The sequence below is a fragment of the Plantactinospora sp. CNZ321 genome, assembly GCF_004217235.1.
Genome location: NZ_SHKQ01000001.1, coordinates 5,010,445 through 5,031,585, shown reverse-complemented (window position 1 = coordinate 5,031,585; position 21,141 = coordinate 5,010,445). Strand labels below are relative to the sequence as shown.

Genomic DNA, 21,141 nt, shown 5'->3' with positions numbered 1-21,141 from the left:
AAAAGGAGAGAAGCCATGAAGTACCTGCTCCTGATTCAGTCGAACCCGCGGTCGCTGGCCGTCTGGGAGACTCTGACCGATCAGCAGCGGACCGACTTCGGCCTCGGTCACCTGCGACTGACCGAGGAGATGCGCGAGGCCGGCGTGCTGGTGGTCAGCGAAGGGCTGGGCGACCCAGCCCTGGCCACCCAGGTTCGGGTACGCGACGGTAGGACGATCACCTCCGATGGCCCGTACGCCGAGGTCAAGGAGCACCTGGCCGGCTTCTACCTGATCGACGTCGCGGATCTCGACGAGGCGGTCGCCTGGGCGGCGAAGGCGCCGGACGCCGCGTACACCCGGGTCGAGGTGCGCCCGATCCTCGATATGAGCGCATGGGAGCTGTGACCGGGCTGCCGGACCTGCTACGCGATTGCGCGCCCCAGGTCCTGGCCGCCGTCGTACGCCGCTACGGCGACTTCGAGGCCTGCGAGGACGCGGTGCAGGAGGCGCTGATCGCGGCCTTCCGGCAGTGGCAGCAGACCGGCGTCCCGGAGCATCCGCGGAACTGGCTTATCGCCGTGGCGAGCCGTCGGCGGGTGGAACTGCTACGCAACGAGACGGCCCGCCGGCGCCGCGAGGAAGCGGTCCGGCTCGAGCCCGTGCCGCAGGTCCGTGGCGACGACGAGCTGGCCTTGCTGCTGCTCTGCTGCCATCCCGCACTGAGCGTGCCGGCGCAGGTCACGCTCACCCTGCGGGCGGTCGGCGGGCTCACCACCGCGGAGATCGCCCGGGCGCTGCTCTTGCCGGAGGCCACCGTAAGCCAGCGGATCAGCCGGGCCAAGCAGCGGATCCGCGACACCGGCGGCCAGTTTGAGAGGCCCGCGCCGGGCGAGCTCGGCGAGCGTCTCACCGCGGTCCGCCACGTGCTCTACCTGACGTTCAACGAGGGCTACACGGCCAGCTCCGGCGACGCGTTGAACCGGGTGGAGCTGACCCGGGAGGCGATCCGGCTGACCCGGCAGCTGCACCGGCGGCTGCCGGACGACGGCGAGGTCGCCGGGCTCCTCGCGTTGATGCTGCTCACCGACGCACGCCGGCCCTCGCGTACCGGGCCGGACGGCGCCCTGGTCCCGCTCGCCGAGCAGGACCGGCGCCGCTGGGACGCGGACGCGATCGCCGAAGGCGTCGCGATCATCACCCACACGCTGGCCCGGGCCCCGATCGGCCCGTACCAACTGCAGGCTGCGATCGCGGCGGTGCACGACGAAGCGGCGCGCGCCGAGGACACCGACTGGCCGCAGATCCTCGCCCTGTACGGGATGCTGCACGCACTCACCCCGAGCCCGATGGTCACGCTGAACCGGATCGTGGCACGTGCCATGGTCGACGGCCCGGAAGCCGGGCTAGCCGCGCTGCACCGGATCGCCGAGGACCCGTTGATGGCCCGGCACCACCGGACCGCGGCGGTGCGGGCCCACCTGCTGGAACTGGCCGGCGACCGGGCCGGGGCGCAGGAGTATTACCGGCTGGCGGCGCGGCTCACACTGAGCCGGCCCGAGCAGCGCTACCTGCAGACACGGGCCGCGCAGCTGGCATCGGACCGACGCGCATCCGGGCCGTTGGCCGGCGTCGGGTGTCGCCGCCCTGGCCACGTTGAAGAGGACTGGCCACGTTGAAGAGGATTCGCTGTTGGCCGCCGAACCGCTGCGGGAAGGCGCGCAGCGGGCCCTCATCGAAGCCCATCTGGCCGAGGGCAACTGGATCGAGGGCTACCGAGCGTGCGAGGCGTACCGGGACCTGCTGCGTCGCGAACTCGACGCGGTTCCGTCGGCCGACCTGGCCGCGCGGCCGGGCCTCGACCGGCCACCTCCGGATGCGGTCCCAGGCGGCACGACCGGCGGCGGCGCTGACCGTCGACCCCGGGGCGGCGATCCTGTCGATGAGCGGACAGGACAGCCCAGGCCGTTTCCGTCACGGAGGCGGGAGTGCGCTTGCCAGCCGTTCGCCAACAGGTGCGGCGGGGCGGGACTGCGTAGCAGTTCGACCATCCGCTCCCGGTCGGCATCCGGCAAGCCGACGGTTCCGGTTTGGACTCGGTTCGGGTGCGACGGAGTCACCGGGAGCACACGGCGACGGGGGCAGCGTCGATGCTGGCGTACGTGCGTGCTTCCGACATACATGGCGATGACGCCGTCAGGTTGGCCCGGCTGGACCGGGTGATCGCCCAATGTGACGCGCGGGCGGAGTACCTGCGCGGGCAGCAGGAGCAGGTGCAACGCCAGCGCCGCGAGGCTGTGGCACAGCGCGACGAACTGCTCGCCGCCGAGCGCGCCCGGCTCGCGCGGCCGGCGCAGGTGCCGGCCCCACTGTCGCCGGTCGTCGCGCCCGCTGCGGTGCCACCCCGCCTCGCCCCGCCGCAGCCGTCGGTCCCGCCGGTCAGGCAGCCGTCGGTCCCGCCGGTCACACCGCAGCCGGTGCGGGAGGTCCTGTCACCGCCACCAGCGCCGCCGTCGTCGCCGGCCGTTCGGCCGGAGGCCTCCGTGCTGCAGGTGCAGAACGTGCTGCTCGCCCTCGGCGGCGTGCTGCTGGGCGCGGCCGCCATCACGTTCAGTGTCGTGGCGTGGACGACTTTCGGCCAGGCCGGCCAGGCCTTGATTCTCGCGGCGGGCACGGTCATCGCGGTGACCACACCGGTGCTGCTGGCCCGCCGGGGACTGGTGGCCACGGCCGAGACGATCAGCGCTGTTGCGCTGCTGCTCGTCCTACTGGACGGCTTCGCCGTCTGGTCACTCGGACTGTTCGGGGTGGACCGGGTGTTGCCCGTTTCGGCGTACGCCGGGCTGACCTTCCTGGTGACCAGCGCGGTTGCGGCGGGTTATCGGGCGGTGACCCGGTTGACCGTACCGCGCTACGTCGCGTTGATCGCGGCGCAGCCCGTACTCCCGATGATCGCGCTGGGCGCGCTCGACGACGACGGCGCTGCACCGACCAGGCAGGCCGACTTCTCCTGGTCCGACCTTTCCCGGCTCACGGTCGGCTTCGCCCTCACGTCCCTGCTGGCCAACGCGGTCGCGGTCCAGAACCTCGTGGCGGCGGCGCGGCTCACCCGGGCCGGGTCGGGACCACTGCCGCTGAGGGCGCTCGCGTGGGTATTGCACGGTCTCGCGCTCGCGGGGGCCGGCGCGCTCGCCGCCACCGCTCTGGCCACCGCGACCGCGCCGCTGCCGGGCATGTTCTCCGCCACCGTCCTCCTGCTCTCCGCCACCCTGGCCGTCCGCTCGGCGACCGTGGTCGGGCACCCCGCGGTGCGGCACGTCGCCGCCGGCGCGGCGACCGTCACGGCGGTGTTCGCGGTCTACCGGGTGATAGCGCTCATGTGGGCCCCCGCCGGGTTGGTCGTCCTGGCCGCCGCCGTCACCGTGGCTGTGGTCGTGGCCCGCGCCCTTCCGCCGCCATGGCGACGTGGCCCGATCACCGCGAGCGCGGGCATGGTCATCCTCCTCGGCGTCCTCCTCGGGGCGTGGAGCCTGGTCGTCGCCGTACGTGTCCTGGCCGCCGCCTTCCCTGCCTGGCAGGCGGCCGGTGTGGAACCGATCGGCGGCCGGCTGGCCGGATGGCAGTTGCCGGCGGCGATGCTGATCGTGTCCGTCGGGGTGGCGATGCTGCTCGGACGCCGAACGGCCCACCAGGCGATCCTCGCGGGGTTCGCCCTGCTCGCGATCGTCGCCCCCGCCTCGTCGGGGCTGCCCTGGTGGGTGCGACCGTGGATCGCGGTCGCGGCGGCGCTGGCACTGGGTCTGTCGGGTCTGCTCAGCCCCGGTCGAAGGGCCGAAGAGGCCGGTCCTGGCGACCGCGGGGACCCCGGCGACGAGGGCCAGCTGGGATACCTACCCGTCTGGGCCGGCCTAGCCCTCGGCGGATACGCCTTCGTCACGGCGCTGCCGCGGGCTTGGCTCACGGCGGCGGTGTTGGCGACGCTGGCCGCCGGATGCTTCCTCATAGCCCGCCTCGGCCGCCGACCGTCGGCAGCGGCGACAAATCTGCGGTCCGTACACATCGCCGATGCCGCTTTCGGTGGTTTCCTTGCGATACTTCCGGGAATCGCGGGCGCCGGGCTTGCCGCCCTGAATGCGGATGCGACCGCGGTACGGACGGTCACCAGCGCGGTTGCCGCCCTGTCGCTCGTGGCCGGCGCGGTCGCGTTGACCCGACGCCGGACAGCGCCGGGGGCCACCGCCGGCGCGGCCTGCGGGGCGCTGCTCACCGGCAGCGCCAACCTTCTCAGCGGATCCCCGCCGACGTTCGCCGATGCCGGAACCGCCGTCCTTCTCGGCCTGTCCGCCGCGCTGCTCATCGCCGCCGTCCGCCGGTCCGAACCGCACTCACCCGGGAATCGGCTCCTGCTGGTGGCGCACGCCGTGACGACCCTTGCCGTAGTCGCGTCGGCGGTGGGTCTGGTGTCGGTCGCCGCACCGGGACTTCGTCTTGTCACGGCGGCCGCACTCACCAGCGCCGTCGGGCTCGCTGCGGCCCGCCGGGCTTCACCGTGGCGCCGGGGACCGGCGGCGGGCGCCCTCGTCGCCGGTGCCGCGCTGGCCCTGACCTGCGGCCTGATCGCCATCGTCGAGGGTTCCACCGCGGTGATGGCGTCGATGAACCCCCGCCCGTGGGCGGCCGACCTGGGCCGGTGGCCCGACCTCGTCGCCGTCGTCGCGGCGTACGGCCGGCAGGTGCCCTTCGCGCTGGCGCTCCTCGTCGCCGGCGCCCTCGCACTGCCGGAGCGGTACCGCGACCCGGCGGCACTCACCGCCGCCGCCCTGTCGCTGCTCGCGGCGCCCGTCGCCTTCGGCCTGCCCTGGTGGGCGCCGTCGGCGGTGAGCGGGGCGAGCGGGATGCTCCTCGCTCTCGCTGCGGTCCGGGTCCAGGATTCGCGCGCGGGACGGAGACTGGCCGTCGTCGCGGCGCTGTTCGGGGTGCATGCCGCGGGTGCCGCGCTCGGCCGGTCGTGGAGCACGGCGCTGGTGCTGGGCGCGGCCGTTGTCGTCTGCGCCGCAGTGGGCCTGATCGGACATGCCGCCCCGCCCGGCCACCAGGCGCGGTGGGTGGCCGATGCAGCGATCGGTGGCGGGCTCGCGGCGCTGCCTGGCGCGGTGGCGAGCGCGGCGGCCATGGTCGGGCTGCCCCCGGCGACGGTGGTGGCGCTCGGGCTGGCCACGGCCAGCGCGGCCCTCACGGTGGGCTCGGTGGTACGACTGGCTCGAGGCGGCGAGGCTCCCGCCCACGGCGCGGCGGCCGGCGCGGTGCTGATCGGGGTGATCGTCTGGAGCGGCGGGGCCCCCACCCTGGCGGACCACCTCGCCGTCGCGTTCCTCTTCCTAGCGGCGGCGCTGCGGCTGATTCCTCGTTCCCGGCCGGCCGGGAGAGCGGTCCGCGTGGCTTACCAGGAAGCAGCCGGGGTCACCCTCGCGCTCCTCGTGTCGCTGTCGCGGCTGGCAGCGGTGCTGCTCCCCGGGTACGCGCTGCTGACCACCGCGGCCGTCGTCCTGCTCGTGGCGTTCGGCGTCGGCCTGCTGCCACTGGCCTGGCGGCGTGGCCCGGCCGGCGCAGCCGGCCTTGCGCTCGCGACGGTGGCAGCCGTGGCCTCGGCTCTGGCCGTTGCGCGGGCGGTGCAGGTCCTGGTCGACGGTACGCCGGCTTGGCGGGCCGACCTGGACGGCTGGCTGGCCGGCGGGCCGGTCGCCGGCGATATCGTCGGGTGGCAGCCGCTGGCGGCGCTGATCCTGATCGCGGCCACGGCACTGGCGTTGGCCGACAGTCCGGTGGTGCGCGGATGGGGCTACCGGGTGGCGCGGGACTCCGCTGCGGCGGCGCTGATCCTGGCCGTCGTCGATGCGCCGGTCTCGCTGCGGATGCCCTGGTGGGCGCCGACCATGCTGGCCGGCCTCGTCGCGTTCGGGTGTGGACTGTCCGCGACGAGGACCCGGGCTGCGCGACCCCGCCTACGCTTCGCCGCGGCGGGCGCGATCCTCGGCCTGTACGCCGCAGCCGCCGCCCTTCCCCGGCCCGCCCTGACCGCGGCCGTACTCTGCGGCGTGGTCCTCTGCGGCGCGGTCGTCGCGGCCAGCCTGCCGGCCGGCGAGCGAGAGCCCGCCGGTGAAGACCCGGACGCTGCTGCGCACCGACTCGTCGGCGGCGTCGCGGCAGCCGGTGCCCTCATCGCGCTGCCCGGAGCGACGGCGGCCGTCGGCGCGGCAGCAGGGCTCGGTGCCGGCCCGCTGCTGCGCGGCGCGCTGGCCGCGACGGTTGTCGCGTTCGGCGTGGTGGTATGGCTGCGGCGCGCGTGTCCGGCGTACCTGCCGTACGGCAGCGTCGCCGTCCCGGTGGGCGGCACGGTGGTCGCGTTGGCGACCCTCACGTCGGCCGAACCAACCGGAGGGTACGCCGCGCTCGCCGCCGTCCTGGGCGTGGGCGCGGGGCTCCTGGCGCCACCCGGTCGGCGGCCCGGCGCCGTTGTCGCCGCCGCCAGTCCGATGGCCCTGATCGCCGCGGTCGCCGTCCTGCCCGCCGTCGCCGCGGTGCTGTTCCGCCCGTACGCCTGGCTCGGCGTGGGGTGGGGGCCGGCGCCCCGAGGCTCGATCGACGGGCTCGCGCCGGGCGCGAACGGCTGGCCCGGCACCGCTTGGCACCCGATGGCGCTGGCGCTGCTCGCGCTCGGCGCCGGCATGTGCGTTCGCGGACTCGGCCGTCCCCGCCAACCATGGACCTGGCCGGCGGTCCTGTCCTGCGCGGCCCTTGCCGTGTCGATCATGCCGGTCGCCTGGGACGCCCCATGGCCGGCCGGTCCCGGCACGGCGCTCCTCGTCGCCGCCGGGACCGGTGTCTGGGCGGCTCGCCGCGGCTGGCCCGACTCCGCCGGAGGCCGGTCCCTGACGGCCACCGCGGTGGTCCTGTGTGGACTGCTGGGCGGCACCGGGATCTCCGGCGCTCTCCCGACCGAACCGGCGACGTACGCCGGCTTGAGCCTTGCGGTGGCCGCCGGGCTGGCCGCGGCCGTGGTCGGGCGGCGCACCGGCGGCCGCCTCGCCGGCTGGCTCTCCGTAGGCGTGGCAGCGTTGTCGCTGCTCGCCGCCGTGGCGACAGGCGCACATCTGGCCCCCGAGCAGTTCTCGTCGAGCCTCGTCGTGCTGGCCGTCCTGCTGCTGCTCGCCGCGGCCGTGCTGCCGCACCGCCAGCGGACCGAGGTCGCGACCACGGAGATGATGTCCTACCTCATCGCGGGGCTGGCGGCGCTGACCGCAGGCGCGGCGGACCTGCGGGTCACCGCGCTGATCCTGGTCGGGTACGGCGTGGCTCTCGGGCTGTCCGCGCTACGGCCCCGCCGCTGGCGGCTCGCGGTGGCCGGCGCTGGCTGTGAGCTGCTCGCCTGTTGGCTGTTGCTGTTCGCCGGTGGGGTCGGCGTGGTCGAGGCGTACACCCTTCCGGCGGCGCTGCTGGCACTGCTGGGCGGCGCGCTCGAGCTTCGCCGCCGCCCGCACCTGCACAGCTGGTTGGCGTACGGCCCGGCGCTGGTCGCTACCTTCCTGCCGAGCATCGCGCTCCTGTTGGCGGGCGCGGAGTACCCGGCGCGGCGACTGCTGCTCGGCGTCGGCGGCTTCCTCGTACTGGTTCTCGGGGCGGCGCGCCGCCGCCAGGCCCCCGTCGTGGGCGGCGCCGGTGTGCTCGCCGTGATCACTGTCTACGAGGTGGTGCGGTACTGGGACATGCTGCCTCGGTGGCTGCCGATGGGCATCGGCGGCGTCGTTCTCATCGTTGTCGGCGCAACCTATGAGCGGCGACGCCGCGACCTGCGGCGGCTGCGCCAGGCGGTAGCGCGGATGGGGTGAGGTCATCGGGGATCAGAGCGGCGATGGAGGCACTTGCCGCGGACGATGACCGCTCGCGGCCTGTCGAGTTGGTCGAGGTCGCTGCGGGGATCGGCGTCGAAGACGACCGCGTCGGCCGGGGCTCCTGCCACCAAGCCGGGCAGACCAAGGTAGGACCTGGCCGTCCAGGACGCGGCAGCGATCGCCTCATGTGGTGACACGCCGGCGAGCACCAGAGCGCGGATTTCGTTGACGATGCCGCCGTGCGGCCGGGTGTCCGTACCGGCCAGCACGGTGACGCCGGCCTCGACGGCGGCAGCGGCGAGCTGGCCGTGCACGCTTGCTCCCGACACGTACCAACGCTTGCGGGAACTGTCCGGCTCGGTGGAGACCCGCCTCAGCGAAGCGGTGATCACAGAGAGCGTTGGCGTCAGTGCAATGCCCTGCTCGGCCATCCGCGGCAGCAACGTCGGGTCCAGGCCCATACCGTGCTCCACGGAGTCCACCCCGGCTTCGACCGCGACCGCACCACCGGCCGGGTGCTGTGAATGCACCGCAACACGCCCGTCCACCGCGTGTACGTGTGTGACAACCTCGCGCAGTACCTCCACCGGCAGGACATCGTCGCCGGGACGCCAGTCGATCACGACTTTCGCCCATCCGGTACGAGCCGCCTGCTCGGCCGCGACGGCGGGCAGATCGGCCGGGTCCGGACGGCGGCCCCAGCCCTCGAAAAACTGTCCGTGCTGAGCGATCCAGGGGCCGGCATGGAAGGCTCGTGGGCTGTCGTCTGCGAGACCGAACCAGTCAGGCGGATCGCCGGCGAGACCGGGAGCACGGATGAGCGCGACTCCGGACGCCAGGTGCGCCCGGAGATCTTCCCGCAGGATGCCAGGATCCAACGGCTGTCCCGGCGCCTCCGCTCCGGGATGTGTATGCGCGTCGACCAGTCCAGGCAGCAGCCAGCCCTCAGCTATCAGCTCAGCACGGGCGACTGGATCGGAGGTCCATCTGTCACCGTCGGCATAGAGATCAACCGGCTCCCCTTCGGGGAGAGCGAAACCGCGGATCCGCAGCACCGCCACCACGCCACCCCCGTACCTCAGGTGCCATCCGATTCGGGCGGGACGGTCGACACGCCATCCGGTTAGCCGAGGGTACCCGAATGACCACCTCTACGCCCTTGCCTGGCAACGGACCTTCGCCATGCCCGTCGCCTCACCGGCTCCGTTCAGGCGCGTCCGGCCGGGACCAGCCCGGCCGGACGCGGCACCTCAGATCCGGGACAGCAACGGTCGGGCAGAGCACTGCGCCGAGCCGATGTTCTTCAACGTCAGCACCAGCTCCCGCTCTGCTGAGCCGTTGGAGTTGATGACCTGCCGGTAGTAGTGGCGAGTTATCTGCATCGTGCAGCCAAGCTCCACCGGCTCGACGTTGATGACGTGCGTGGCGGTCGTCGGGTTGGCGTTGTATGTTCTGCACCTCGGCTTGCAGGTAGACGGGCTGCGCCACGTCGCCTTGGGGAACCCGCTGGTACGGAGTCGCCGCGGGCCTGCTTGCGCTGGCCTACCTGACCTCCGGCGAGGGGCACCGCGACGACGCGCTGGCGCTGGTCGAGGAGGCGGGCGCGATCGCCGAGGCCGTGATCCCCGGCGCCGGTGCGTCCCGGTCGACGCCCGGCCCCGCGATGCTCAGGGTGTCCTCCGCCGGGTGGAGGAGGCACGGACACAGCTGTAGGCGCCGTCCCGTCCACGCATCACCGATCAGCCTCACGAACCTCACGAGCCCGCTGGCTCCGGGTGCGGAGGATACGTCGTACGCCGAGGATCGCGATGCCGATGCCGACGCCGGCGACGAGAAACCCGAGGAAGAGAAACAGGAAGATCGAACTCATTCCGAGGGTCTCGTCCTCGGTCCCGAGAATGCTTCCGACGAGGAATCCGAAAAGGGGAGCGAGGGCGGTCACTCCACCGCCGAGGATGACCAGCCAGACACCTCGGGGGACCGGGGTGAGTTCGATCGGGCGGCCCTGGACGGAGCTTGGGTCGAGTTCAGCGGTCACCAGGTGTCCTTTCCACGGCGCTGGTCGCGGGCGAGGTGCCGTTGGCGTCGGGTGCGGCGCGGCCGGCGTCGGTCGGTCCGGTGCTGGCGCCGCGGATGGCGTCGAGGAAGGGACCGATGATGTCGATCGGCAGCGGGAAGACCACTGTGGAGTTTTGGTCGGCGCCGAGTTCCAGCAGGGTCTGCAGGTAGCGTAGTTGGAGGCTTGCCGGGCTCTCGCTGAGCGTCTTCGCGGCGTCGCGCAGCTCCGCCGATGCCTGGAGTTCCCCCCGGGCGTTGATCACCTTTGCCCGCCGCTCGCGCTCGGCCTCGGCCTCGCGGGCCATCGCCCGCTGCATCGCCTCCGGGATCTCGACGTCCTTGATCTCCACGACCTCGACCTTGACCCCCCAGGGCTCGGTCATCGCAGCGATGGACTTCGCGAGATCCTCGTTCAGGTCGGCCCGGTGAGCAAGCAGCGTATCGAGGTCCGCGCGGCCGACGACCGAACGCAGGGTGGTCTGCGCGATCTGGGACGTGGCGACCGCATGGTTCTCCACCGTCATCACCGACTTCACCGGGTCGACCACCCGGAAGAGTACGACGGCGTTCACCCGGGCCGGCACGTTGTCGCGGGTGATCACCTCTTGCGGTGGGATGGTCAGCGTGACGACCCGCAGGTCCACCCGGACCAGCTTGTCCAGGCCTGGAAGCAGCACCCGGACCCCCGGGCCCAACGGCTCGCGCAACCGTCCCAGCCGGAACGCCACCCCACGCTCGTACTCCTTCAGCACCCGTAGCGAGGAGGTGGCCACGAACAGCAGCACCAGGATGATGACGATCGCGATGGTCATTGTGTGGCCTCCGGATCGGGCTCACGGCGGTCGGACCCGTAGCGTGAGCGCCTGCGGCGTAGGGCGGCCGCAGCTGCCAGCCGCTCGGCGACCACCTCATCGAGCGCCTGGTCGGCCACCGTCTCGGGGATGAACACCGGGTTGCGCCGCAGGTGTGACCAGAGCGGCAGACTCAGCAGCAGCGCGACGACCACGGCCGAGGCCAGGACCAGCAACGCGTCCGGGCCCGGGCCGGTGAGCGCGGTGCCGACCGGCCACACGAGGCCCAACAGAACCACCAGACACGCGATGCCGCGGTGGAAGCGAGCCGCTTCGGAGGCCGGCCAGGAGTCGACCGCGCGCTGGACCTCCCGCCCGGAGGACGAGGTGGTGCACGTGCTCTTCACAGGGCAGGCGTTGCAGACCGACGGGGTGCCTCGGTAGCGCATCACGCGGTTCTGCGCGTCGAAGGACTGCGGCCACAGCCACTGGTCCTGCGGGCACTGCCACGCATTGTGGTCCTCGTGGTAGACGAAGCCACCGGACATGCCACCTTCGGAGATCGACGCGGCGCGGCGCGCCAGCGCGTCGATGACGTACGCCAGTCCGACCAGGGCCAGGCAGTAGGTGGACGCCAGCCAGGCTTCCACCCCCACGGCCGAGGCCGAGAACCCGGTCACGGCTGCTCCGCCTCGTCGCGCCGGTCCGAGGCGTACCGGCTCCGGGACCGGGGCACCTGGTCCACGGCTCCCGCGGCGCCGGTCAGGATCGGAAGGCCGGTGCGGTCCTGGGCCGCTTCGGGGGTCTCCTCGACGTACAGCGTCTCCGGCGGTAGCTCGGTCGCCGTGGCCCGGATGCCGTGGCGGATGCCGAGATAGGTGATCCACAGGAAGGGCAGCACGCCGCCGACGATGAGGATGAGGTCACCGGGCATCCGCATCCATTCGAGCAGCGCGTTGCCCGGTTCGGTGATGTAGTTGAGCGTGCGCGCCTCGTAGTATCCGTCGTTGACCGAGTGCCACAGCTGCAGGATGCCCAGCGGAAGCAGGGTCACGAACACCATCCAGGCGAGGCCGATGTTGAGCGACCAGAAGGAGAGCTTCGCCAGCCTGTCCGGCCACTTCGCCGCCGGGATGATGTAGCGCAGCGCGAACAGCGCCAGGCCGACCGCGAGCATGCCGTACACACCCATCATGGCGCCGTGGGCGTGGTTGGCGGTCAGCGCCGTGCCGATCTGGAAGTACGAAACGATCGGCAGGTTGATCAGGAAACCGAAGACCCCGGCGCCGACGAAGTTCCAGAAGCCGACGGCCACCAGGAACATCACCGCCCAGCGGTGGGGGAACGGCGCACTGGTGCGGTTCTGCTGCCGGGAGCCCAGTTGCAGGAAGGTCCACGCCTCGACGGTCAGGAACGTCAGCGGGATCACCTCCAGCGCGGAGAAGAACGCGCCGAGCGCCATGTGCTCCACCGGCGTACCCGAGAAGTACAGGTGGTGCATCGTCCCGATCACGCCACCCGCCGAGTAGAGGATGACGTCGAGGAAGATGATCTGGATGGCGATCTTACGGCGAACGACACCCAGCATCACGAAGATGTAGGCCACCATCACGGTGGTGAAGAGCTCCAGGAAGTCCTCCACCCAGAGGTGCACCACCCAGAAGCGCCAGAACTCCGCGACGGTCAGATGGCTACCCGTCGACGCCAGCATGCCGACCGCGTAGAAGGCGGGTATCGCCAGGCCGGCGTAGAGGAAGAGCCACGGCATGTTGAGCCGGTGTTCGGTCTTCAGCCGCGACCGGATGCCGCGGTAGACGATCGCGATCCACAGGAAGAGCCCGACCACCAGCAGGGCCTGCCAGAACCTCGGCAGGTCCAGGTATTCCCACTGCTGGTCGAAGAGGATCGAGCCCTTCGCCCAGTCGACGCCGAAGATGCTGATCGCCTCGCCAGCCAGCGAGCCGACGACCACGACCACCAGCGCACCGAGCAGGCCCCAGGCCAGCCAGTGCTGCCGTCGGGGCTCCCGACCCGAGATGATCGGCGTGAGGAAGATGCCGGCGGCGAGGAACGCCGCCGCGGTCCAGAACAGCGACAGCTGTACGTGCCAGGTGCGGGCCAGGTTGAACGGCAGCACCTGTGCCAGGTCGATGCCGAAGAAGGTACTCAGGTCGGCCCGGTAGTGTTCGATCGCGCCGCCCAGAAGGGTTTGCGCCAGCGCGAGTGCGGCCACGACGAAGAAGAACCACGCCGTCACCTTCTGCGCCTTGGTGATCTGCACCTCGCCCGGCTGGCGGAAGGCCAGCGGCGGCTGCTCGCTGGCGTGCCAGCCGATCGAGCGGCTCCACCGCCCGTAGAGCGCGAACAGCGCGCCCAGGCCGACCAGGAGAGCCGTCAGCGACAGACCCGACCAGACCACGATGTCGGCGGTCGGGGTGTTGTCGACGCGCGGCTCCGGCGGCCAGTTGTTCGTGTAGGAGTAGGTGTGGCCCGGCCGCTCCGCCGCGCTCGCCCACGCCGTCCAGGAGAAGAAAGCGGTCAACTCGTGGATCTCGCGGGGATCGGTGATCACCTGCGGAATGAGGCCGAACTTCGTGCTGTCCGTGGCGAAGAAGTCGGCGTAGTACCGGGTGGCGTGCTCGAACGCGGCCACCTGCTCCGCGGTGAACACCAGCTCGCCGCTCGCCTCGTCGTACCGGTTCTCCCGCAGCATCCGCTTGGCGGCCTCGGAGGGCTCCTGCGCTCCGGAGCCGGCGAGATCGGCCTTGATGTGCTCGGCCGAGATGCGCAGGTACTCCGCGGTGTAGTCCGGGCCGAGGTAGCCGCCGTGACCCATCACCGAGCCGTACTGTTGCAGCCCTCGGCGCAGAAAGGTCTGCTGGCCGGCGGTCACGTCCGCTGCCGTGTAGATCACCGCACCGTCCGGGCCGGTCACCCGTTGCGGCAGCGGCATCGAGTCGGAGTAGGTCCGCAGGGCGAGCATGCCCATCACGAAGAACCCGAAAACCATTACCAGGGCGACGCCCTGAACCCATCCCTTGGAAAGGGTCAACCCCGCTCGGCCGGAACCCCTCACCTGCACCTGCTCAGACAAGTCCTCGCCCCTCCGTCTCGCCGGTGATCCAGGCCAGCGGCATGGCGGCCGCCGAGGGGGCGATGACCCAGCGCTGCACGGTCACATCCCTTCACCGGTCACGCGATGGCCGTCGCACCGCACGACACCCGCCCAGTCGAGCGAACACGCACTCGTTTCACATACATCGACGCAACGGTGATGTCTTGGCCCGCTCCAGCGTGGGGTCGCATTACTCCGGCGAACAGGGCCGTTGGTCCTGTTTTTCCACTGAGCCGCGAGGCATCAGCGCCGCCGGATCGCCCATGGTGCGGCCACGCACGACGGCGGGGATGGCGGCGGTGCCGCTTCGCGATCAGCTACTCCTGCGCCTTGCCACCGGTGATCCGGGAGACGACGAGCGCGATGAGGATGATGGCACCGTTGAGCGCGCCGATCCACTGTGCCGGTACGCCGGCGAGGGTCAACACGTTCTGGATCATGAAAAGCAGCAGGATGCCGGTGAACGCACCGAACATCGTGCCCTTACCGCCGTTGAGGCTGACGCCCCCGATCACCGCCGCGGCGAAGACGGTGAAGATGGCACCGTTGCCCTGAGAGGCGGCGACGGAGGCGAGGCGGCCGGAGAGCATCAGGCCGCCCAGGGCCGCAAGGACGCTGGCGCCGGTGAGGGCGATCCAGAGCACCCGGTCGGTGCGGATGCCGGCCGCCTTGGCGGCGTCGACGTTGCCGCCGATGGCGTAGAGGGACCGTCCGAAGTTGGTGTAGCCGAGCAGGATGATCCCGGCCGCGAACAGGGCGACACAGAGCCAGATCGACGCGGGAATGCCGAACCAGATGGCGTTGCCGAGGTACATCATCGACTCGGGGAGGTTGAAGAAGGTCTGGCCACCGGAAATGCCGGTGAGCAGGCCGCGAAGGACGATGAGCATCCCCAGGGTGACGATGAAGCCGTGCAGGCCGAACCGGACGATCAGCGCGGCGTTGGCGATGCCGATGAGCGCGCCGACCGCGAGGGTGATCGGGATGCTCCAGGCGCCGGGTACGAGCCCGATGCCGTGTCCGGCGCCGACGGCGACCGTCATCCACGCGGCGACGCCCGGGGCGAGGCCGAAGGTGGATTCCAGCGACAGGTCCATTTTTCCGGTGACCAGGACGATGGTCTGGGCCAGCACGAGCAGCCCGATCTCCGCCATGGTCTGAACGATGTTGATCAGGTTGTCGGGTTGGAGGAAGACCGGGTTGACGATCTGCCCGACGATGGCGATGAGCACGATCGCCGGCACCAGCGCGAGGTCCCGCAGCCGGGCGACGGTCAGCTTGCCGGCGGGCCGGCGAGGTGCGAGGCCGGCCGGGACGGCGGGGCCGTCGGCGGCCGTGTCAGGTACGGTCCGGGTCTCAGACATCGGCGGTAAGTCCCTCCATTGCGGCCACGATGTCGTGGTCACGCCAGCCGCTTGGCATGTCGGCGACGATGCGGCCCTGGAACATCACCAGGACGCGATCACAGATGCGCAGGTCGTCGAGTTCGTCGGAGGCGACGACGAGGCCGGTGCCGGAATTGGCGACCTCGTCGACCTTGTCGAGGAGGAACTCTTTGGACCGTACGTCCACGCCCGCCGTGGGCGTGATGAGGACGAGTACGCGGGGGTCGTTCGCGAGTGCGCGTGCCATGACGACCTTCTGTTGGTTGCCGCCGGAGAGTCCGGAGACGGGCAGGTCCGGTCCGGGCGTCTTGATGGCCAGATCGTCGATCAGGGTGTCGGCGATGGCGTCGCGGCGGCGAGTGCTGATGAAGCCGGCTGACCCGAGCCGCTCCGGGATGGTCATGGTGGCGTTGTCGGCGATCGACATTCCGGTGACCAGCCCCTGGTGGTGGCGGTCCTGGGGCACGAATCCCACGCCGCTTGCCAGGGCGGCGCGGACGTCACCCGCTCGGGGCTGCCGGCCGGCGATCAGAACGGTCCCGGTGTCTGGCGCGCGGAGTCCGACGATCGTTTCGGCCAGCTCGGTCCGCCCGCTGCCGCCGGAGCCGGCGATGCCGACGATTTCGCCGGATCGGACCTGGAAGGTCACGTCGTCGAACACCCCGTCGAGGGAGAGGGCGGCCACGTCGAGCACCACCTCGGGGTGCCCGGCCGGGGCCGTCCGGGAGCGCGGGGCATCGAGCGCGGTGGCTTCGCCGGTCATCGCGGCGACGAGATCGTTGCGCGGAAGCTCGGCGACCGGAGCGGTGACGATGTGCCGGGCGTCGCGGAACACCGTCACCATGTCGCAGATCTCGTAGATCTCCTGTAGGTGGTGGCTGATGAACAGAAACGTGACGCCCTGGCTCTGCAGCTCGCGGATGTGGTCGAAGAGCCGGGCGATCGCGCTGGCGTCGAGCTGTGCGGTCGGCTCGTCGAGGATGATGAACCGGGCACCGAACGACAGCGCCCGGGCGATCTCCACGAACTGGCGCTGCTCGACGCTGAGCTCCTTGGCCAGGGCGTCGACGTCCACGTCGACAGACCAGCCGGCCAGCAGGTCCCGCGCCCGGTGGCGAAGCCTTCGCCAGCTGATCAGCCCGCTGCGGTTCCGGTCGTACCGGTTGATCAGCAGGTTCTCGGCCACGGTCAGCTGGGGGATGATTGTCGACTTCTGGTAGACGCAGGCGACCCGCTGCCGCCAGCCGTCGCGGTCGGACAGCCGGGGTGCCGGCTGCCCGAAGAACCTGATCTCTCCGGAGTCGGCGGGCTGCAGACCGGTCAGGATCGAGACCAGGGTGGACTTGCCGGCCCCGTTACGGCCGACCAGGGCGTGTGTCTCGCCGCTGCGTACGGTGATCCGCGCATGGTCGAGCGCCACCGTCGACCCGTACCGCTTGGTGATGTCGGTCGCCTCGGCCACGGGCGGGCCCGCTGGGGCCCGCCCGTCGTCGCCCGGGGCGGATGGCGAGCGTGTCGACGCCTTCCCGTTGCCGCTCATGTTCCGGTTTCTCCTCCGCGGCTGGTCAGCCGATGTTGTTGCCCCAGAGGGAGCTGTCATCGGGCTTGAGGCTCGGTACGCCGCCGTAGGTTCCGCCGTCGAGGGTCACCAGTGGTGCGGAGAGCTGGTCTTCGAGCACCCCGTCGCGTACCTGGATGATCGTGCTGTCGTGGTCGGTCGGGCCCGGCTGGAACGTCCTGCCCTCGATGGCCGCCTTGAGGTAGTAGAGCGCGTACTTGGCGTAGAGATCGGCGGGCTGCGAGACGGTGGCGTCGATGTTGCCCGCGCCGATCTCCTGTAGCTCCTTCGGGATGCCGTCGTTGGAGACCACGAAGACGTGCTTCGGGTCGGTCGGCGCGGTGAGCAGACCGCGTTGCTTCAGCAACTGGAGCGTCCCGGCCAGGGCGAAGCTGGACTGCATGTAGACACCCTTGATGTCCGGGTGCTCGGTGAGCCGGATCTGCAGCTTCTGCGAGGCGATAGCGCCGTCCCAGTTCGTCGCCTCGCCGAAGACCCTGATTCCCGGGTAGTTCTTCTTCATGCACTCGCTGAACGCCTCGGTGCGGTCCCGGCCGTTGACCGAGGCCAGGTCGCCCTGGAGCATGACGACCTTGCCGGCGCCGTTGAGCTTGGTACCCAGGAACTGGCACGCCTTTTCGCCGTAGGCGCGGTTGTCGGCGCGGACGACCATGAACACCTTGCCCTGGTCGGGCCGGGTGTCGATGGTCACGACCGGGATCTTCTTGCTGGCCAGGGTCTGCAGGGCGGGTGCGATCGCGGCGGTGTCCTGCGGCGCCATGGCGACGCCCTTGACACCCTGGCTGATGAAGGACTGCACGTTGGAGATCAGCTTCGCCACGTCGTTCTGGGAGTTGGTCGTCTTCAGGTCCAGCCCGAGTTCGGTGGCGAACTGCGGGGTGTACTTGATGTAGGAGTTCCAGAAGTCGGTGTCCGACCGCGGGTAGTCGACGCCGACCACCGCGGCGGCGCCGCCGTCACCGGTGGCGTTGTCGCTGCCGGCGCATCCGGTCAGCAGTGCGACGGACATGGCGACGGCCGCGGTCACGGCGATGGGTCTACGGTTCATCACGGCTCCTATGTGAGAGATGCCCGGACGTGAGGTTTCGAGGGTGCTTGCCGGTGGGCTGGCCGAGGGGCCAGCCCGGGACACGGCTGCCGGTCGCGCCGATCCTCCGGCTCACCGGCCGACCGACCAGGGTGTGGTTGCCGACTGCGGACCGTTCGGAAAGCGGTACTCCGCGATCGACCCGGGATGCATCCGCGCGCCGATGCCCGGGTTCAGTGGTGCCGCGTAGTGGCCGTTGCGGACGACAACGGGATCGACGAAGTGCGAGTGGAGATGGTCGACGTACTCGATCACGCGACCGTCGGTGCTGCCGCTGACGGCGACGTAGTCGAACATCGCCAGGTGCTGCACCATCTCGCACAGGCCGACGCCGCCGGCGTGCGGGCAGACCGGCACCCCGAACTTGGCGGCGAGCAGCAGGATCGCGACGTTTTCGTTCACCCCGGCGACGCGGGTGGCGTCGAGCTGCAGGATGTCGATGGCCTCGGCCTGCAGCAGTTGTTTGAACATGACCTGGTTGTGGCAGTGCTCGCCGGTGGCGACCTTGATCGGCGCGACCGCCCTGCGGATCGCGGCGTGCCCGAGTATGTCGTCCGGCGAGGTGGGTTCCTCGATCCAGTACGGGTCGTACGGCGCGAGGGACTTCAGCCAGGCGACCGCCTGGTCGACTCCCCACGCCTGGTTCGCGTCGATGGCGATCAGGATGTTCGAGCCGACCGCCTCCCGGGCCAGGGCCAGCCGCCGTACGTCGGCGTCATTGTCCGCGCCGACCTTCAGCTTGATCAGGCCGAAGCCGTCACGTACGGCCTCTCGGGACAGCCGGACAAGCTTGTCGTCGGTGTAGCCGAGCCAGCCCGGTGTGGTGGTGTACGCCGGGTATCCGTTGTCGAGCAACTGCCGCTGGCGCTGCGCCCGTCCCGGCTGCGCGCGCTGGAGGATCTCCAGTGCCTCCTCGGGAGTGAGGACGTCCCGCAGATACCGGAAGTCGATCAGGCTGACGAGTTGCGCTGGCGGCATCTCGGCCAGCAGGCGCCACAGCGGTTTGCGTTCCCGGCGCGCGTACAGGTCCCAGATCGCGTTGACGATCGCGCCGGCGGCCATGTGGATGGCGCCCTTGTTCGGGCCGAGCCAGCGCAGCTGGCTGTCGCCGGTCAGTATCTCCGAGAAGCCCCGCAGGTCGGCGAGGACGTCCCCGACCGGCAGCCCGATGACCAGGGGGGCCAACGCCTGGATCGCGGCCACCTGGACGTCGTTGCCGCGTCCCACGGTGAAGGCCAGGCCGAACCCTTGCTGGCCGGTACTGGTGCGCACGGTCACGTAGGCCGCCGAGTAGTCCGGTTCCGGGTTCATCGCGTCCGAGCCGTCGAGGCCGGAAGAGGTGGGAAACCGGACGTCGACCGCGTCGACCGCGCTGATCACCTCGGTCATGGCCGTCCGCCCCGCCCACTCGCTGGCCCTGCCGGCCGGGGTGCTGCCGTCCGCGATCTCACGTCGCCCAGTGAACCGTCTGACATGGGATGTCTTTATAGCCGTCCTCGTGGTTCACGTCTAGACACAGATCGGAAACAGGGGCTCCGGCAGCAACTTCAGCGTGTCGCGCGGGAGCGTGCGCTGGATCGACGGAAGTCCTCGTGTCCAGACATGGGATCACCTTGCTAGGGTTGCCTGCACGGGCCATCCACAACCCGCTGACCACTGCGGGAGACCACCAAGGGGTCGAGACATGTCGCTGACCGACAGGGCGATGACACGCCTCCGCGAGCTGATCCAGTCGGGGGAGCTCCCGCCCGGCTCCAGGCTCCCGCCGGAGCAGCAGCTCGCCACCGAGCTGGGGGTGGGACGCAACATCATGCGCGAGGCGGTACGCGCACTGGTGGCGGCCCGGGTGCTGGAGGTGCGACGGGGTAACGGCACCTTCGTCACCAGCCTGCAACCGCGGGTGCTGCTGGAAGGCATCGGCGGCGCGGTCGAGCTGCTCCAGGGCGACACCATGCTGGAGCTCACCGAGGTGCGGCGGCTGTTCGAGGCCGCGGCGACCGGCCTCGCCGCCACCCGCATCTCGCCGCGGCAGCTCGCCGAGGTCAAGGACCACCTGGAAGCCATGCGCGCCGCGGCTGACGATGTGGAGCTGCTCAACCAGCACGACCTCGCCTTCCACCGCGCGGTGGTAGCCGCAACCGGCAACGAGACGCTGTCGACCGTACTTGACGGCATCTCCAGCCGGACCCTGCGTGCCCGGGTGTGGCGCGGCCTGGTCGACGCCGACGCCGCCGGGCGCACGTTGCGCGAGCACGAGGCGATCTACCTGGCATTGGCCGCCGGGGACGCTATCCAGGCCCAGGCGGCCGCCCTGATGCACATCACCACGACCGAGAACTGGTTACGTACCCGCCTGCCGGAGGAGCGCTGAGCCACGTGCGGGCGGGCGTGCCGAAGCCGCCTGGCGGTCCGGGGACTCGTCGGTCAGTGTGGCCCTGGCCCTGGCCCGGGCAACGGCTCATCGTCCGCCAGCGCGTAGAGAGATTCCTCGACCCCGGCCAGATGGTTCGCCATCCGGATCCGGGCCCGTTCCGGATCACGCGCCGCGAGCGCTCGCCAGATCGCCAGGTGCTCCTCATGGGTACGGCGGTCGGCGCCCTCCTCGTGCAGGCTGCGCCACAACCGGCCGCGGACCGTGCGCCCGGCGAACGCGTCGATGAGCCCCACCAGGACCGGGTTACCGCTGTGCACCGCGATGATCCGGTGGAAGTGGATGTCGATCTCGATGATCCGTTCGTGGTACCGCGGCGCCTCACCCGCGATTCGGGTCGCCTCGTCCAGCAGCTCGCGGGCCTGGAGGAGTGCCTCGTCGGGGATCCGGGTCGCGGCCAACCGGGCGGCCTCGCACTCCAGCACCCGACGAATCGTATGCACGTGCCGTGCGTTGGCCCGGCCTTCGAGGTCGACCACGAAGCCCAGTGGAGCCAGCAACTGGGTGACGTCGAGCTTCGTGATGTACGTCCCGTCTCCCTGGCGGGTGTTGACCACGCCGAGCAGCGACAACGCCGAGATCCCCTCGCGCAGCGAACTGCGCGAGACCCCCAACGACTCGGCGAGCTCCTTCTCGACCGGCAGCCGATCCCCGGGTTTGAGCACCCCCTCCAGGATCATCCGCTTGATGCTGTTGATCACTTCGTCAGTGCGAGACATGCCACCGTCACCTTTCGGTGTGCTTTGGTGAGCACACGATCGATAGTCCCGCCTTGCGGGGGGACGGTCCCGGTCTGATCGACTGGCGTCGTGCCGGGTTCACGCTTC

General features: G+C 70.9%; 16 protein-coding genes. 5 read left to right on the top strand and 11 right to left on the bottom strand.

Going from position 1 to position 21,141, the window contains the following annotated elements:
* The first annotated feature begins 15 nt into the window (after positions 1-15).
* Genes EV371_RS21770 through EV371_RS21755 form a run of 4 tightly spaced genes read left to right on the top strand, consistent with a single transcriptional unit; the run spans position 16 to position 7,865 of the window.
* Positions 16-387, top strand: a complete 372-nt coding sequence (locus EV371_RS21770; protein ID WP_130463687.1) for a YciI family protein — start codon at positions 16-18, stop codon at positions 385-387.
* Complete coding sequence (locus EV371_RS21765) at positions 375-1,658, top strand: sigma-70 family RNA polymerase sigma factor (protein ID WP_130463686.1); 1,284 nt, start codon at positions 375-377, stop codon at positions 1,656-1,658. Before EV371_RS21770 ends, EV371_RS21765 begins: the two co-directional genes overlap by 13 nt.
* On the top strand, positions 1,636-2,202 hold the full coding sequence (locus tag EV371_RS21760) for an AfsR/SARP family transcriptional regulator (protein WP_486484742.1): 567 nt from the start codon (positions 1,636-1,638) through the stop codon (positions 2,200-2,202). Before EV371_RS21765 ends, EV371_RS21760 begins: the two co-directional genes overlap by 23 nt.
* Complete coding sequence (locus tag EV371_RS21755; protein ID WP_130463685.1) at positions 2,142-7,865, top strand: SCO7613 C-terminal domain-containing membrane protein; 5,724 nt, start codon at positions 2,142-2,144, stop codon at positions 7,863-7,865. Before EV371_RS21760 ends, EV371_RS21755 begins: the two co-directional genes overlap by 61 nt.
* A 2-nt stretch (positions 7,866-7,867) precedes the next feature.
* Here EV371_RS21755 and EV371_RS21750 read toward each other — a convergent pair whose 3' ends face one another.
* The 10 genes from EV371_RS21750 to EV371_RS21710 all read right to left on the bottom strand — a co-directional run bounded on the left by EV371_RS21750 (position 7,868) and on the right by EV371_RS21710 (position 19,272).
* Complete coding sequence (locus EV371_RS21750) at positions 7,868-8,932, bottom strand: amidohydrolase family protein (RefSeq protein ID WP_486484741.1); 1,065 nt, start codon at positions 8,930-8,932, stop codon at positions 7,868-7,870.
* Between the two features lie 186 nt (positions 8,933-9,118).
* Positions 9,119-9,250, bottom strand: a complete 132-nt coding sequence (locus EV371_RS34540; protein WP_349340027.1) for a hypothetical protein — start codon at positions 9,248-9,250, stop codon at positions 9,119-9,121.
* Between the two features lie 350 nt (positions 9,251-9,600).
* A complete protein-coding gene (locus EV371_RS21745; RefSeq protein WP_130463683.1) occupies positions 9,601-9,906 on the bottom strand; it encodes a hypothetical protein in 306 nt (101 codons plus the stop codon).
* Positions 9,896-10,738 carry an SPFH domain-containing protein gene (locus tag EV371_RS21740; RefSeq protein ID WP_130463682.1) on the bottom strand — a complete coding sequence of 281 codons (843 nt, stop codon included), beginning with the start codon at positions 10,736-10,738 and terminating at the stop codon, positions 9,896-9,898. Before EV371_RS21740 ends, EV371_RS21745 begins: the two co-directional genes overlap by 11 nt.
* Positions 10,735-11,397 carry a hypothetical protein gene (locus EV371_RS21735; RefSeq protein ID WP_207230571.1) on the bottom strand — a complete coding sequence of 221 codons (663 nt, stop codon included), beginning with the start codon at positions 11,395-11,397 and terminating at the stop codon, positions 10,735-10,737. The genes EV371_RS21740 and EV371_RS21735 overlap by 4 nt, the downstream gene beginning before the upstream one ends.
* Positions 11,394-13,727: a cbb3-type cytochrome c oxidase subunit I gene (locus tag EV371_RS21730; RefSeq protein ID WP_130463681.1), complete on the bottom strand. Its 2,334-nt coding sequence runs from the start codon at positions 13,725-13,727 to the stop codon at positions 11,394-11,396. The genes EV371_RS21735 and EV371_RS21730 overlap by 4 nt, the downstream gene beginning before the upstream one ends.
* A gap of 422 nt (positions 13,728-14,149) precedes the next feature.
* Positions 14,150-15,238: an ABC transporter permease gene (locus EV371_RS21725; RefSeq protein ID WP_486484740.1), complete on the bottom strand. Its 1,089-nt coding sequence runs from the start codon at positions 15,236-15,238 to the stop codon at positions 14,150-14,152.
* Complete coding sequence (locus EV371_RS21720) at positions 15,189-16,757, bottom strand: sugar ABC transporter ATP-binding protein (protein WP_130463680.1); 1,569 nt, start codon at positions 16,755-16,757, stop codon at positions 15,189-15,191. Before EV371_RS21720 ends, EV371_RS21725 begins: the two co-directional genes overlap by 50 nt.
* Before the next feature lie 25 nt (positions 16,758-16,782).
* Positions 16,783-17,844: a substrate-binding domain-containing protein gene (locus EV371_RS21715; RefSeq protein WP_130463679.1), complete on the bottom strand. Its 1,062-nt coding sequence runs from the start codon at positions 17,842-17,844 to the stop codon at positions 16,783-16,785.
* A 111-nt stretch (positions 17,845-17,955) separates the two neighbouring features.
* Entirely contained in the window at positions 17,956-19,272 is a 1,317-nt protein-coding gene (locus EV371_RS21710; RefSeq protein ID WP_130463678.1) for an enolase C-terminal domain-like protein, read from the bottom strand.
* Between the two features lie 295 nt (positions 19,273-19,567).
* Between EV371_RS21710 and EV371_RS21705 the strand changes: the two genes are divergently transcribed.
* Positions 19,568-20,254 (top strand): FCD domain-containing protein, encoded by a 687-nt coding sequence (locus tag EV371_RS21705; RefSeq protein ID WP_130463677.1) that lies wholly within the window; start codon positions 19,568-19,570, stop codon positions 20,252-20,254.
* 53 nt (positions 20,255-20,307) lie between these two features.
* Here EV371_RS21705 and EV371_RS21700 read toward each other — a convergent pair whose 3' ends face one another.
* Positions 20,308-21,033 (bottom strand): FadR/GntR family transcriptional regulator, encoded by a 726-nt coding sequence (locus tag EV371_RS21700; protein ID WP_130463676.1) that lies wholly within the window; start codon positions 21,031-21,033, stop codon positions 20,308-20,310.
* Between the last annotated feature and the right edge of the window lie 108 nt (positions 21,034-21,141).